13 protein-coding genes are annotated in these 13,819 nt (G+C 63.5%); 6 read left to right on the top strand and 7 right to left on the bottom strand.

The features are described from left to right. The first annotated feature begins 16 nt into the window (after positions 1 to 16). The 3 genes from A0W34_RS24080 to A0W34_RS24070 are packed head-to-tail and all read left to right on the top strand — an operon-like array spanning position 17 to position 2,792. Positions 17 to 1,348, top strand: coding sequence for an ABC transporter substrate-binding protein (locus A0W34_RS24080; RefSeq protein ID WP_003940485.1), 1,332 nt, complete (start codon positions 17 to 19; stop codon positions 1,346 to 1,348). A gap of 15 nt (positions 1,349 to 1,363) precedes the next feature. After that, complete coding sequence (locus tag A0W34_RS24075) at positions 1,364 to 2,449, top strand: ABC transporter ATP-binding protein (protein WP_054187729.1); 1,086 nt, start codon at positions 1,364 to 1,366, stop codon at positions 2,447 to 2,449. Positions 2,450 to 2,465: 16 nt separating this feature from the next. Beyond that, positions 2,466 to 2,792 (top strand): YnfA family protein, encoded by a 327-nt coding sequence (locus A0W34_RS24070; protein WP_003940244.1) that lies wholly within the window; start codon positions 2,466 to 2,468, stop codon positions 2,790 to 2,792. Between the two features lie 67 nt (positions 2,793 to 2,859). On the opposite strand, the gene A0W34_RS24065 is transcribed toward A0W34_RS24070, so the two are convergent. Further along, positions 2,860 to 4,818 (bottom strand): M13 family metallopeptidase, encoded by a 1,959-nt coding sequence (locus A0W34_RS24065; protein ID WP_081558402.1) that lies wholly within the window; start codon positions 4,816 to 4,818, stop codon positions 2,860 to 2,862. A gap of 112 nt (positions 4,819 to 4,930) precedes the next feature. Here A0W34_RS24065 and A0W34_RS24060 point away from each other — a divergent pair, with 112 nt between their 5' ends. Genes A0W34_RS24060 through A0W34_RS24050 form a run of 3 tightly spaced genes read left to right on the top strand, consistent with a single transcriptional unit; the run spans position 4,931 to position 8,209 of the window. Beyond that, complete coding sequence (locus A0W34_RS24060) at positions 4,931 to 5,380, top strand: helix-turn-helix transcriptional regulator (protein WP_030535180.1); 450 nt, start codon at positions 4,931 to 4,933, stop codon at positions 5,378 to 5,380. Positions 5,381 to 5,385: 5 nt separating this feature from the next. Further along, positions 5,386 to 5,796 (top strand): VOC family protein, encoded by a 411-nt coding sequence (locus A0W34_RS24055; RefSeq protein WP_003940539.1) that lies wholly within the window; start codon positions 5,386 to 5,388, stop codon positions 5,794 to 5,796. Between the two features lie 52 nt (positions 5,797 to 5,848). Further along, positions 5,849 to 8,209, top strand: coding sequence for an ATP-binding cassette domain-containing protein (locus tag A0W34_RS24050; protein WP_081558401.1), 2,361 nt, complete (start codon positions 5,849 to 5,851; stop codon positions 8,207 to 8,209). Positions 8,210 to 8,222: 13 nt separating this feature from the next. Here the strand turns inward: A0W34_RS24050 and A0W34_RS24045 are convergent, their stop codons facing one another. From A0W34_RS24045 to A0W34_RS24020, 6 genes are all read right to left on the bottom strand, one after another. Then, the gene (locus A0W34_RS24045) at positions 8,223 to 9,206 is read right to left on the bottom strand and encodes an intradiol ring-cleavage dioxygenase (RefSeq protein WP_042926419.1); all 984 of its coding nucleotides are present in this window, start codon (positions 9,204 to 9,206) and stop codon (positions 8,223 to 8,225) included. Between the two features lie 66 nt (positions 9,207 to 9,272). Continuing rightward, positions 9,273 to 10,199: a PaaI family thioesterase gene (locus A0W34_RS24040; protein ID WP_003940082.1), complete on the bottom strand. Its 927-nt coding sequence runs from the start codon at positions 10,197 to 10,199 to the stop codon at positions 9,273 to 9,275. A 44-nt stretch (positions 10,200 to 10,243) separates the two neighbouring features. After that, positions 10,244 to 11,026: a pirin family protein gene (locus A0W34_RS24035; RefSeq protein WP_003940511.1), complete on the bottom strand. Its 783-nt coding sequence runs from the start codon at positions 11,024 to 11,026 to the stop codon at positions 10,244 to 10,246. 115 nt (positions 11,027 to 11,141) lie between these two features. Then, entirely contained in the window at positions 11,142 to 11,888 is a 747-nt protein-coding gene (locus tag A0W34_RS24030) for a pirin family protein (protein ID WP_003939960.1), read from the bottom strand. Position 11,889: 1 nt separating this feature from the next. Continuing rightward, positions 11,890 to 12,855 (bottom strand): pirin family protein, encoded by a 966-nt coding sequence (locus tag A0W34_RS24025; protein ID WP_007731415.1) that lies wholly within the window; start codon positions 12,853 to 12,855, stop codon positions 11,890 to 11,892. Between the two features lie 114 nt (positions 12,856 to 12,969). After that, positions 12,970 to 13,692 (bottom strand): IclR family transcriptional regulator, encoded by a 723-nt coding sequence (locus A0W34_RS24020; protein ID WP_003939719.1) that lies wholly within the window; start codon positions 13,690 to 13,692, stop codon positions 12,970 to 12,972. Positions 13,693 to 13,819 lie beyond the last annotated feature (127 nt).

The raw sequence follows: 13,819 nt of genomic DNA, 5'->3' as shown, positions 1-13,819 counted from the left end.
TTCTCGAGGAGCAGTAATGGCAAACATGAACAGGCGCGGATTCTTGAGCCTCGGCGGTGCAATCGCCGCCGGAGCCGCACTGACCGCGTGCGCGGGATCCGGCGGGTCGAGCGCTGATGCTGCGGGAACATCCGGTGCGTCGGGTGATTCCAACACCATCACCTTCTGGTCGAACCATCCGGGTAAGTCCACCGACGTGGAGAAGGAACTGATCAACCGCTTCCAGACCAAGTACCCGGACCTGAAGGTCAACTTGGTGGACGGCGGCAAGAACTACGAAGAGGTGGCACAGAAGTTCAACGCTGCCCTCTCCGGTGGAGATGTGCCCGATGTGGTTGTGCTGTCGGATGTCTGGTGGTTCAACTATGCACTGGCCGGGGCAATCGAGCCGCTCGACGGACTCTTCTCCGAGGTGGGGGTCGACTCGGCCGACTACGTCGATTCACTGCTCGCCGACTACCTGTTCCAGGGCAAGCACTATGCGCTTCCCTACGCGCGGTCGACGCCGTTGTTCTACTACAACAAGGCGGTCTGGTCGCAGGCAGGTCTTCCCGACCGTGGGCCGGCGACATGGCAGGAGTTCGACGAGTGGGGACCCGAGCTGCAGAAGGTCGTGGGCAACGGCAAGTTGGCACACGGGTGGGGCAACGCGAAGGATTACCTCGGCTGGACCTACGAAGGCCCAATCTGGACGTTCGGCGGCTCGTACTCCGACCAGTGGAATCTGCAGCTCGACAACGAGAAGACCATTGCCGCAGGGCAGTTCCTCTCCAGCATGATTCACGATAAGAAGTACGCCGCGGTCTCCACTGACATCGCGAACGAATTCGGTACCGGCATTCTGGCGTCGACCATCGCGTCGACGGGCGATCTGTCCGGCATCAAGAAGACTGCCAACTTCGACTTCGGCACCGCTTTCCTCCCGGCAGTGGACGGAACTCCCGGTTGCCCCACCGGCGGTGCCGGGCTTGCCATCCCGTCCAAGATCTCCGATCAGCGTAAGAAGAACGCGCTCAAGTTCATCGACTTCATCACCAATGGTGAGAACACGGCGTACTTCTCGCAGAACGTCGGCTACATGCCGGTCCGCAAGTCGGCAACCTCGGAGCCGAGCATGAAGGCGTTCCTCGACGCGAACCCCAACTCCCGTACCGCTGTGGATCAGCTCTCGCGTACGCGCTCGCAGGACTACGCACGCGTGTTCGTCCCGGGTGGGGATCAGATCATCGGCACCGGACTCGAGCAGATCGCTCTCCAGAAGGCCGACGTCGCATCGACATTCGCCGGCGTTGCCACGCAGTTGCAGCAGATCATCGACCGGCAGATCACCCCCAAGCTGCCGAAGTAGTAGGAGAGAACACTCATGGCCAACGTGCAATTCGCGGGAGTCACGCACCGCTACGAAGGAACCGATCGACCGGCAGTCGACCGTCTCGACCTCGACATCGCCGACGGTGAGTTCCTGGTACTCGTAGGACCTTCCGGTTGCGGTAAGTCCACCAGCCTGCGAATGCTCGCCGGTCTCGAGTCCGCGTCGGACGGCCGGATCGAGATCGGCGGCACGGACGTCACGCACCTCGCTCCGCGAGCACGTGACGTCGCCATGGTGTTTCAGAGTTACGCGCTGTACCCGAACATGACCGTCGAGCAGAACATGGGCTTCGCGCTGCAGAATGCCGGAGTAGGAAAGGCCGAGCGACGGGAGCGGGTACTCGAGGCAGCGCGGATGCTCGAGCTCGAACCGCTGCTCGGACGTAAACCGGCCAAGCTGTCCGGTGGGCAACGCCAGCGAGTCGCCATGGGTAGAGCCATCGTTCGCCATCCCAAGGTGTTCTGCATGGATGAGCCGCTCAGCAATCTGGATGCCAAACTACGCGTCAGCACACGGTCGCAGATCGCCGCCTTACAGCGTCGACTCGGCACCACGACGGTCTACGTCACCCACGATCAGGTCGAGGCGATGACGATGGGGGACCGAGTGGCGGTGATGCTGGACGGTCGCTTGCAGCAGGTGGCGAAGCCGCGCGAACTCTACGACAACCCCGTCAACACCTTTGTGGCCGCCTTCATCGGATCGCCCGGCATGAACCTGATCGAAGCGCCGGTCGAGGGAACCGTCGCAGTGCTCGGTGATCTGCGGATTCCGCTGCCCACCGGGGCGTCCGAGCGGGAGCGGGTCGTCGTGGGAGTGCGCCCGGAATCGTGGGATCTGGTGGGAGCGTGGCGAAAGGGCTCGCTGGCCGTGGATGCCGATCTGCTCGAAGAGTTGGGAGCCGAATCGTTCGTCTATGCAAAGGGTGCCCCGGATTCGCAGTGGCAGAGCCGATCCGGTCGAATCGTCATTCGCGTCGACCGGAAGATGTCGGTGGCACCGGGGGAGTCGCTTCATCTGCTGCCCAAGGCCGGCGAGGTGTACTTCTTTTCCGCGGAGACCGGAGTACGTCTGTAGCGATACTGTGTGCGGCATGACCGTCGCACGTTCGCTGTTGCTGTTCGTACTCGCCGCGCTGCTCGAAATCGGGGGCGCGTGGTTGGTGTGGCAGGGAATTCGCGAGCACAAGGGATGGATCTGGGTGGGGCTCGGCGTCATCTCGCTCGGCCTCTACGGTCTGGTCGCCACCATGCAACCCGATGCGAACTTCGGGCGCATCCTCGCCGCGTACGGCGGGATCTTCGTCGCAGGTTCACTGCTGTGGGCGGTGGTGATGGACGGATTCCGCCCGGATCGTTTCGACATCGCCGGTGCGCTGATCTGTCTGGTCGGCGTCGGGGTGATCATGTACGCCCGGTAGGCCTTCGGCCCCGTGCGCGCTCAGGGAGTCCAGGGGGTCCCTAAGCGCGCACAGGGGCTTGCCCCTGCTACCAGATCTTCACACGCTTCTCCGGCTCCAAATACAGTGCGTCACCGGGCTTGACGTCGAACTCCTCGTGGAACGTGTCGAGGTTGCGGACGACGCCGTTGCACCGGAACTCCGGCGGCGAGTGCGGGTCGACGGCCAGACGGCGAAGCGCTTCGGCCTCACGGGCCTTCGTGCGCCATACCTGCGCCCACCCGAAGAACACGCGCTGCAAGCCGGTGAGTCCGTCGATGACCGGAGGTTCGGTACCTTCGGTCGCGATCTTGTACGCCGCGATCGCGATCGACAGCCCGCCGAGGTCGCCGATGTTCTCGCCGATCGTGAACTCGCCGTTGACGTGGTGGCCCGGCAGTTCCTTGGGCTCGAACTCGTTGTACTGCTCGATGAGAGCCTTTGTGCGCTTGCCGAATTCGCTGCGGTCCTCGTCGGTCCACCAGTCGACCATGTTGCCGTCGCCGTCGTACTTGGCGCCCTGATCGTCGAATCCGTGACCGATCTCGTGGCCGATGACGGCGCCGATGCCGCCGTAGTTGGCAGCGTCGTCGGCTGCCGCGTCGAAGAACGGCGGCTGGAGAATGGCTGCGGGGAAGACGATTTCGTTCATGCCCGGGTTGTAGTAGGCGTTGACGGTCTGCGGTGTCATGAACCACTCGTCACGGTCGACAGGGCCGCCCAGCTTGGCCAGGTCACGGTCGTACTCGGCGGCGTATCCGCGACGGTAGTTGCCCACCAGGTCGGTTGCCGAGATCTCGAGTCCGGCGTAGTCGCGCCACTTATCGGGGTAACCGATCTTCGGGGTGAACTTCTCGAGCTTGGCCAATGCAGCCTCACGAGTCTGCGGGCTCATCCACTCGAGGTCGGAGATGTTGCGGCGGTACGCCTCCTGCAGGTTTGCGACCAGTTCCAGCATGCGGGTCTTCGCCTCTGCGGGGAAGTGTCGATCGACGTAGAGCTTGCCGACGGCCTCGCCGAGCAGATCCTGGACCAGGCTTACCCCGCGCTTCCAGCGCTCACGGTTCTCTTCGGTTCCCGAGAGCGTGGTGCCGTAGAAAGCGAAGGTCTCGTCGACCAGGGCCGAATGCAGGTAAGGGGAGCGGGCATGAAGCACCTTCCACGCCGCCCATGCCTTCCAATCGTCCAGTGACTCCGACGCCCAGAGTGCGGTGAAGGTGTGCAGGAAATCGGGCTGGCGGACCACGATCTCGGCGAACTTCTCCGAATCGGCGCCGAGACCGGACAGCCATGCCGCCCAGTCCAAACCGGGGTTCTGCTCGGTCAGTTCCTCGAAGCCCACCAGGTTGTAACTCAAATCTGCGTCACGACGCTTGACGACGTCCCAATGCCCGGCCGCGATCTTCTTCTCGAGCTCGAACACACGCTGGGCGTCGTAGCCGACGCCGGCGAGGGTGAACATCTTGTCGATGTGCGTGACGTACTTCTCGCGGATCTCCGCGTAGTTGTCCTCGCGGTAGTACGACTCGTCGGGGAGGCTGATTCCCGACTGGCTGAAGTGGATCAGGTACCGCTCGGAGTTCTTGGCATCGGTGTCGACGTAATGCGAGATGGCACCGCCGACGCCGACGCGCTGGTGGCGTCCGATCACGGTGGCCAGCGACGACCGGTCCGGCGCATCGGCGACGGCGTCGAGCTCGTCGTCGATGGGGCCGAGGCCTGCGGCCTCCACGGCGTCGGCGTCCATGAAACTCGAGTACAGGTCGCCGATGCGCTGTGCATCGGTACCGGCGGCCGAGTTGGACTCCGCGGCTTCGGTGATGATGGTCTGTACGTCTTCTTCGGCCTTGTCGTAGAGCGTCCGGAAGGCCCCGTCGACTGCGCGGTCTGCCGGAATCTCGTATTCGGCGAGCCATTTTCCGTTGACGTGGACGAACAGATCGTCCTGCGCCCGTGTGTCGCCGTCGAGGTGGGTGAGGTCGATGCCTGAGCGATGAGCCGTGGTCATTTCTCCATCCTTACACGATCATGACGAACTGCTCGGTGTGTGCGCGATCGCTCCACGCCGAGTTCATCTCTTGTGCTGGGCAACGTCGGTATGGCATGGCACGATCGAATACGTGACCAGCAGACCTGCCGCAGATCCGCACCTGCAGGACCTCGCGCGACTACGACGTGTGCGAGACCGTATCGACCGGGAGTACGCGCGGCCTCTGGACGTGGAGGCGCTCGCGCGGGGAGTGAACATGTCTGCGGGGCATCTCAGTCGCCAATTCCGTCAGGCATACGGAGAACCGCCGTACGCCTACCTGATGACCAGGCGAATCGAGCGAGCGATGGCGTTACTGCGGCGCGGAGACCTCAGTGTCACGGACGTCTGCTTCGAGGTCGGTTGCAGCTCTCTCGGCACTTTCAGCAGCAAGTTCACCGAATTGGTGGGGGTTCCGCCCAGTGTCTATCGGCGCGAGGCCGAGCAGTCGACGGCAGGAATGCCGTCCTGCGTGTCCAAACAAGTCACCAGACCGATCAGGAATCGAGAAGCGCAGACCGCGCAGCCGCAATTAACGTGATCGCCATGGACATCACCATTCACTCGAGTTTCCTTCCGCAGGACGACCCTGAAGCCGCCCTGAACTTCTATCGCGACACGCTCGGCTTCGAGGTTCGCAACGACGTCGGCTACGACGGGATGCGTTGGATCACGGTGGGGCCGCCCGGCCAGCCCGGCACCTCCATCGTGCTGCATCCGCCGGCCGTCGATCCCGGAATCACCGACGAGGAGCGCCGCACCATCATCGAGATGATGGCCAAGGGCACCTACGGCGGACTTCTCCTGGCCACCAAAGATCTGGACGACACGTTCGAGCGGCTTCAGGCCGGCGACATCGACGTCGTCCAGGAACCGACCGAGCAGCCGTACGGCGTTCGCGATTGCGCCGTCCGGGACCCAGCGGGAAACCTGATCCGTATTCAAGAACTGCGCTGAGCCCGTCAACTGCGCTGAGACCGTCGGCGATCGACTGACAGATGGAGACACGATGACTGCCTTGCACACCGCAGACAGCCACGATTTGATCCGCGTGCAAGGCGCGCGGGTGAACAACCTCGAAGACATCAGTGTCGAGATCCCGAAGCGGAGGCTGACGGTATTCACCGGCGTCTCCGGTTCGGGGAAGAGTTCGCTGGTGTTCAGTACGATCGCCGCGGAATCGCAGCGGATGATCAACGAGACCTACAGCGCTTTCGTTCAAGGTTTCATGCCGACGCTCGCGCGGCCGGACGTCGATGTTCTCGACGGCCTGACCACCGCGATCATCGTCGATCAGCAGCGGATGGGAGTCGACCCGCGCTCGACCGTCGGAACCGCCACCGACGCCAACGCGATGCTCCGCATCCTGTTCAGCCGTCTCGGAAAGCCTCACATCGGTTCGCCTCAGGCGTTTTCGTTCAACGTGGCCTCGATCTCCGGAGCAGGCGCGGTCACGATGGAACGCGGCGGACGTCAGACGAAAGAGCGTCGCAGCTTCAAGATCACCGGCGGCATGTGTCCGCGGTGTGAGGGACGAGGGGCGGTCAACGATTTCGATCTGACCGCGTTGTACGACGACACCAAGTCGCTCAACGAGAGTGCGATCACGGTGCCCGGTTACAGCATGGAGGGTTGGTACGGCCGGATCTATCGCGGCTGCGGCTTCTTCGATCCCGACAAGCCGATCAAGAAGTACACCAAGAAGGAACTGAACGATCTGCTCTACAAAGAGCCGACCAAGATCAAGGTCGAAGGCATCAACCTGACGTACACGGGTCTGATTCCGCAGATTCAGAAGTCGTTCCTGGCCAAGGACGTCGACGCGATGCAGCCCCACATCCGGGCTTTCGTCGAGCGGGCGATCACGTTCACCACCTGCCCCGAATGCGACGGGACGCGACTGAGCGAGGGGGCGCGGTCGTCGAAGATCAAGGGCGTCAACATCGCCGACGCCTGCTCGATGCAGATCAGCGATCTCGCGGAATGGGTCAGCGGACTGAAGGAGCCTTCGGTCGCGCCGTTGCTCACGACGCTTGGTGAAACGCTCGACTCGTTCGTGGAGATCGGACTCGGCTACCTCAGTCTCGATCGGCCGTCGGGAACGCTGTCCGGTGGTGAAGCTCAGCGCACCAAGATGATTCGTCACCTGGGTTCCTCGCTCACCGACATCACGTATGTTTTCGACGAGCCCACCACCGGCCTGCATCCGCACGACATCGCGAGGATGAACGACCTACTGCTGCGCCTGCGCGACAAGGGCAACACCGTGCTCGTGGTCGAGCACAAGCCGGAGACGATCGTGATCGCCGACCACATCGTCGACCTCGGTCCGGGTGCGGGTAGCGCCGGCGGAAACGTCTGCTTCGAGGGCACCGTCGAGGGCCTTCGTGCCAGCGACACCGTAACCGGCCGTCACTTCGACGACCGGGCCGCAATCAAAGAGACCGTGCGGGAGTCCACCGGAGCAATCGAGATTCGTGGAGCGAACTCACACAACCTCCAAGATGTAGACGTCGACGTACCGCTCGGCGTCCTGGTCGTGGTGACCGGTGTGGCAGGGTCGGGCAAGAGTTCGCTGATCCACGGCTCACTCGCGAAACGCGAAGACGTGGTGTCGGTCGATCAGAGTGCGATCCGCGGCTCGCGTCGGAGCAACCCGGCGACGTACACGGGGCTGCTCGACCCGATCCGCAAGGCATTCGCGAAGGCCAACGGCGTGAAGCCGGCGCTGTTCAGTGCCAACTCCGAGGGCGCCTGCCCGACGTGCAACGGCAACGGCGTCATCTACAGCGACCTGGCGATGATGGCCGGCGTTGCCACTCTCTGCGAGGAGTGCGAGGGCAAGCGCTTCCAAGCCGAGGTACTCGAATACAAATTCGGTGGCAAGGACATCAACGAGGTTCTCACGATGTCGGTGGCCGAGGCCGAGGAGTTCTTCGGCGAGGGTGAGGCCAAGACCCTCGCTGCGCACAAGATCCTCGTCCGACTGGTCGACGTGGGGCTCGGATACCTCACGATCGGCCAGCCGTTGACGACGCTGTCGGGCGGTGAGCGTCAGCGCATCAAGCTGGCAACCCACCTGGGTGAGAAGGGCGGCGTGTACGTCCTCGACGAGCCGACCACCGGACTGCACCTGGCCGACGTCGAGCAGTTGCTCGGCCTGCTCGATCGACTGGTCGATTCCGGTAAGTCAGTCATCGTGATCGAGCACCACCAAGCGGTGATGGCACACGCAGACTGGATCATCGACCTCGGCCCTGGTGCCGGTCACGACGGCGGTCGGATCGTCTTCGAGGGCACTCCCGAGGAGCTCGTCGCCGACGGCTCCACACTCACCGGAAAGCACCTCGCGGCATACGTCGGCAGCTGACCGGGCTCCTACCTCAGGCGTCGATACCCAGGTTGATGACGGCGAGGTAGGACCCGTCCGATTGCTTTTCGACGGTCATGAGGCCGGTGTCGTCGTAGATGCCGTCACTGGCGTTGTTCGTGTTGTTCTCACGACCGGTGTGCTCGCTGTACGGGGACTGCGAGTACACCTCGTCGAGAAGGGTCTCGTCGAAGAAGGTCTGCGACGTGAGGACCGTCTTCTTGTCGATGTGAACCTTGACGTGGATGTGGGTGGTGCGGCCCATGTACCAGCCGGGGAAGATCGTGGTGAACTGTGCGATGCCGTTTGCATCGGTGGTCTGCGCCCCGCGCAGATAGGTACCGTCGTCGGTGGTGGTGGCTTCGGTGTCGCCGACGCTGTACGAACCGTCGGAGGTCTCACCGGACCCTCCCATGCCGCCGCCCATTCCGCCGGGGGCGCCTGACGGTGGTTCGCCCATTCCGCCTCCGGGTGCACCTGACGGAGGTTCACCCATCCCCCCGGCCGGGGGAGTTCCGCCACCGCCGCCGCCGTTGGCGCTCAGCGAACCGGATTCGAAGCCGGAGTACACGCCGCCGGCGTCGCAGTGCCAGATCTCGACGACGGCGTTACTGACCGCGCCGATGCTGCCGTCGACGTTGCACTGGCTGTTGTCCTGCACGCGCATCGCAACCTGCAGCGTGGTGCCCGGACGGTCCTCGCGGATGTCGCCGCGAATGGAGTCGACGTCGAACCAGTAGGGACCCTGCGTCTCTTCCTTGCTCATGACACACTGCGGTGCTTTGGCCAGAAGTGCGGTGACAGCGTCGCCGGACGTGGCCGCGGCGGAGGTGCCGGAAGTGGTTGTCGTCGACGCAGCCGCAGCCGAAGTCGTCGTGGCGGTGCCACTGTTGCCGGAGCACGCTGCGATGAGCCCGCCGAGACTGATGGTTCCGCCGAGGGCGAGAGCCCGCCGACGGCTCACGCGCAGCCTGCTCGCTTCGATGTCTTTGTTCACGCCGCTGTACCTCCATTGTGTGGGCTGTTGTCTCAATGGTGGACGGGCGACCTGGTGCGGAACTGGTTATCCGCTGTGAACTTGCTGGGAGAGCATCTGAATGCTCGAAGTGGCCCGCACATAGACCTGTCCGCCGGCGTCGACGATGCGAGTTTCGATCAGCGCGAGCCTGCGCCCGGCACGAATCACGGAGGCCTCGGCGCGCAAGACCGGCCCGCCGATGTCGGGTGAGCGCAGGAAGTCGATCTTGTGGTCGAGGACGCGATAGTCCTGGTCGACGCTGGTCAGGGTCTGGGCAGACAGGCCAGTGATGGCGTCGACTGCCGAGATGAGGACACCGCCCTGAACGGCGCCCAACGGGTTGGCCATCCAGGCCACGGGTGCGAACTCACCGACGACGGAACCCGGGGTCACGTCGACGACAGCAAGATCGAGGAGACCGGCGAGTGGACCGCGTTCGAGTTTGCCGTCGCGGATTCCTTCGACGACGTCGGACCCGGACAACCCGCTCAGGTCGCTTGTCTTCTCCGGCGTCGGGACGGGCAGCGGCTCGCCCTCCACGTAGTCGTCGATTCCCACGACGGGGGGACGCGAGACCACCATGGCGCGACCGGCCATCACTGCCAGAAGGGTGCCGTTCTCGTCGCGAAGTTGCCCGGATGCGAGTCCGACGCCGTCGTCGAGATGCACGAGTGTTCCGGTGGCACCGACGTCCGCGACGTCGGGGATGTCGGCGCCCGCACTGACCGTGACCTGCGCGAGCACGGACTGATGGCCCGAGGTCAGTCCCGAGTACACCGCGCCACCCATGGCACCGTCGATCATGACTCCGATGGAACCGAGCACGGTCTTGCCACGGTGATCGTGGAATCGCTCGCCGACGGCCTGCGCGAAGGCCAGGTCCCCGGGCTCGACCGAAACGGCGCGCACACCCATCAATGTGTTGAGTGGGTCAAGCTTCTTGACGGGCGCGGCGGAGTTGTCGATGCTCATCCGTCGAGTATCTCCAGCGCGCCGAGTCCTGCCGAGACCGGGTCTCAACCACCGATACGTGAATGCATCTCCCAGACGAGGACTTCGGCCCCGGCGTCGGAGGTCAGCTGCTGGCCACCCGAATCGCTCAACCGGACAGCATCGCCCTCGTACAGTGTGCCGACGCCCTCCATCTCGGCAGTGCCCTGCGCGACGAAGACGTGCAGGAACCGTGCGCCCGGAAGATTCACGGAGGTGCCCGGCAGAATGCGTGCGACATGCATGGCGGCGTTCTTGTTGTTGATGCGAATCGCCGAATGATCCTTGTAGCGCTCCATCCCGGAGGCAACCGGGATCAGACCGCCGCGCAGCAGTTCGTCGTCGATCTCGAGCTGTTCGTAACCGGGGGTCAGTCCACCTTCGTCCGGTACCACCCACATCTGAATGAAATGCACGGGGTCGGAATGCTGTTCGCCGCCGATACGCCACGAATCGTTCTTCTCACTGTGCATGATTCCGGTACCGGCGCTCATGCGCTGGGCGAGTCCCGGATAGATGACGCCGGTGTGGCCGATGGAATCCTGGTGCACGAGCGAACCGCGAAGCACCCAGGTCACGATTTCCATGTCCTTGTGCGGATGGGTGTCGAAACCGGTTCCCGCCAGTACGGTGTCGTCGTTGTTGACGAGCAGCAATCCGTGATGAGTGTTGTCCGGATCGTAGTGCTGTCCGAACGAGAACGAATGTTTCGAATCCAGCCAGGAGACGCGGGATTTCAAGCGATCGCCGGAGCGGTGCACATCGATGTGCGGTGTCGTCCGTGGGGCCTGTGCTCGACCAGATGCCATGGCTCCTCCTTCTGTACCACCGGGATCCACCACAATCGGGATCCGCCACTACCGGCATCCACCCTACGACGAACCTGCTGTGTAGTCCGAACATTGGGCGTACTCGGTGGTGTCGTCAGTTCGTCGACGCGTGCATCTCCCACACGAGTATCTCCGCATCGCCGATTCCCTCGACTCGTTGACCGCCAGTATCCTTGAGTCGCAACGAATCTCCCGGACCGAGCAATCCGACTCCCTCGACGTCGACAGTGCCACCGGCGATGAAGCCGTGCACGTACGGCGCATCCGGGAGAGATACCGACCCACCGGTCTCGAGGCGAGCAACATGCAGTGCCGCATGTTTGTTGTGCAAGCTGATCGCGCTGTGGTCGCGATGCGCGGGCATCCCCGACGCCAGGGTGATCAGGCCACCGCCGTCGAGTTCGGAGTTGATGTCGAGTTCCTGATAGCTCGGAGTCACTCCGGATTCGTCCGGGGGTATCCACATCTGGACGAGGTGAACGGGCTCGGTGACACGCGAGCCGTCGGCCCGGAAGCGATCGTTGCGCTCGGAGTGCAGGATTCCGGTACCGGCGCTCATTCTCTGCGCGAGTCCGCGATGGATGACCCCGGAGTGCCCAGCGGAATCCTGGTGAACCAGAGATCCGCTGAGCACCCACGTCACGATCTCGGTGTCGCGGTGCTGATGAGTGTCGAAACCGTAGTCGGCTTCGATGATGTCGTCGTTGTTCACCAACAGAAGTCCATGCGCGTACGCGGCGTGATCGAAGTTTCCGGCGAAGGGGAAACTGTGACGCGCCGTGAGCCAGCCGTAGTTGAGATGCGCACGTTCGTCAGCTCGCTGGACGACTACCGACGACATGTCAGCTCAGCGTCTCGTGTGCCGCCGGGATGGATCCCAGGCGTCCGGCCTGGAAGTCCTCGAAGGCCTGCATGACCTCGGACTTGGTGTTCATGACGAACGGCCCGGCCATCGCGATGGGCTCACGAATCGGTTTGCCGCCGAGGATGAATACCTCGAGAGATTCGGTCCGTGAATCCTGGCGATCGGAGGCGGCGACGGTGATGGAGTCACCGCGTCCGAAGACAGCTGTCTGTCCGACACGAATGGGCCGACGCTCGGCCCCGACCGTGCCTTCGCCGGCGAGCACGTAGACGATCGCGTTGAACTCGGGGTTCCACGGAAGCGTCAGGCTCGCACCCGGGGCCACAGTCGTGTGGGAGAGCGCGATCGGTGTGTACGTCGAACCAGGTCCGGCGTGGCCGGCGATGTCTCCGGCGATGACGCGTACCAAGGCTCCGCCGTCCGGCGAGGAAAGCAGGGCCACCTTGTTACCGGTGATGTCCTGGTACCGCGGAGATGCCATCTTGTTGTCGCGAGGCAGGTTGACCCACAGTTGGACGCCGTGGAAAAGGCCGCCGCTGAGGACGAGGTGCTCCGGCGGAGTTTCGATGTGGAGGATGCCGCCACCCGCGGTCATCCACTGGGTGTCGCCGCCGCCGATAATGCCACCGCCACCGTTGGAGTCCTGGTGCTCCATGATGCCGTCGATCATGTAGGTCACGGTTTCGAAGCCGCGGTGCGGGTGCCACGGTGTGCCCTTGGGTTCTCCGGGTGCGTAGTTGACCTCGCCCATCTGGTCCATGTGGATGAAGGGATCGAGGGCGGAGAGGTCGATGCCGGCGAAGGCGCGGTGAACGGGAAAGCCTTCACCTTCGTATCCGACCGGTGCGGTGGTGATGCTCTTGACGGGGCGGTCGACTGCTGACTCTGCCGGCTCGTCGAGACGGGGCAGGGCCAAGATGTTCTCGACTGTCACAGCAGGCATGTCGTACTCCTTGTATCCGTGAAGCTGATGTCAGGTAGTTGATTGTTCAACTATCTCATTCGGAGTCAACAAAGTCGAGCCCCGGGTATTCCCGGGGCTCGACTGGTGTTCGGATCAGCGCAACATGCTGCCGAGGGTTTTTGCCGCTGCCATGACCTCGGCGCCCAGCGCTGCTTGGTCCTCGGAGTCGAAGACGGAAATTCCGAGGCTGGAGATGGCGTCGCGGCGTCGGCCGGGGATCACCGCCGAGATTCCCAGGACGGACGGGATGACCTCGCCGACGGTCACTGCGTAGCCGCGTGCGCGTGCCGCCGTCACTTCCTCTCGTTCCCCGCTCGTCGGCGGGAGTGAGGCAAGGATGGAGAGCCCGGCGGAGCCGCGGTCGATCGGATCGACCTGCCCTGGATGAAACGCGACGTGAACCTTGGCGCTGCGCGGTTCGACCACCATCAGCGCGCGCACTTCGGTATCGCTCTCGCGGACCACCAGGTGCGCTGTCGCCTCGGTGGCCTCGGCAAGTTCTTGAAGTATCGGGCGAGCGAGAGTGCGCAAATCCTGTTCCACCGGTTCGGCGAGGGTGACCAGGCCGGCGCCGAGAGTGACGCGCTTGAAGGAGTCCTTGCGGCACAGGTGATGAGCCTCGAGCGTGCGGATCAACCGATGTGCGACGGTTCGGTGGACTCCCACTCCGTCGGCGATATCGGTGACCGACAAGCCGTGCGGATAGGACGTCAGGAGTTCCAGGATCTCGAGTCCGTGGTGCAGCGTTTTCGACATGCTGGAGTCCACTTGAACTGCACTTTTGCGCGGTCGGTGTTCCTCGCTCAGCTCTGACATCAAATCCCTTTCTTGACGTTTGTGAGGTATGCCACCTACGCTTTGAACATATCGCACAGTGTGTGCGATTATCGCACACCTTACGGAGCTGCACAACCTTCGGGTGGATGCAGCGCAGCGTGTTCGG

The sequence above is a fragment of the Rhodococcus sp. BH4 genome (genome assembly GCF_002079265.1).
GTDB classification, from domain to species: Bacteria; Actinomycetota; Actinomycetes; order Mycobacteriales; family Mycobacteriaceae; genus Rhodococcus_F; species Rhodococcus_F qingshengii.
The sequence above is the reverse complement of the archived record's forward strand: the minus strand, read 5'-3'. Positions and strand labels throughout refer to the sequence as shown.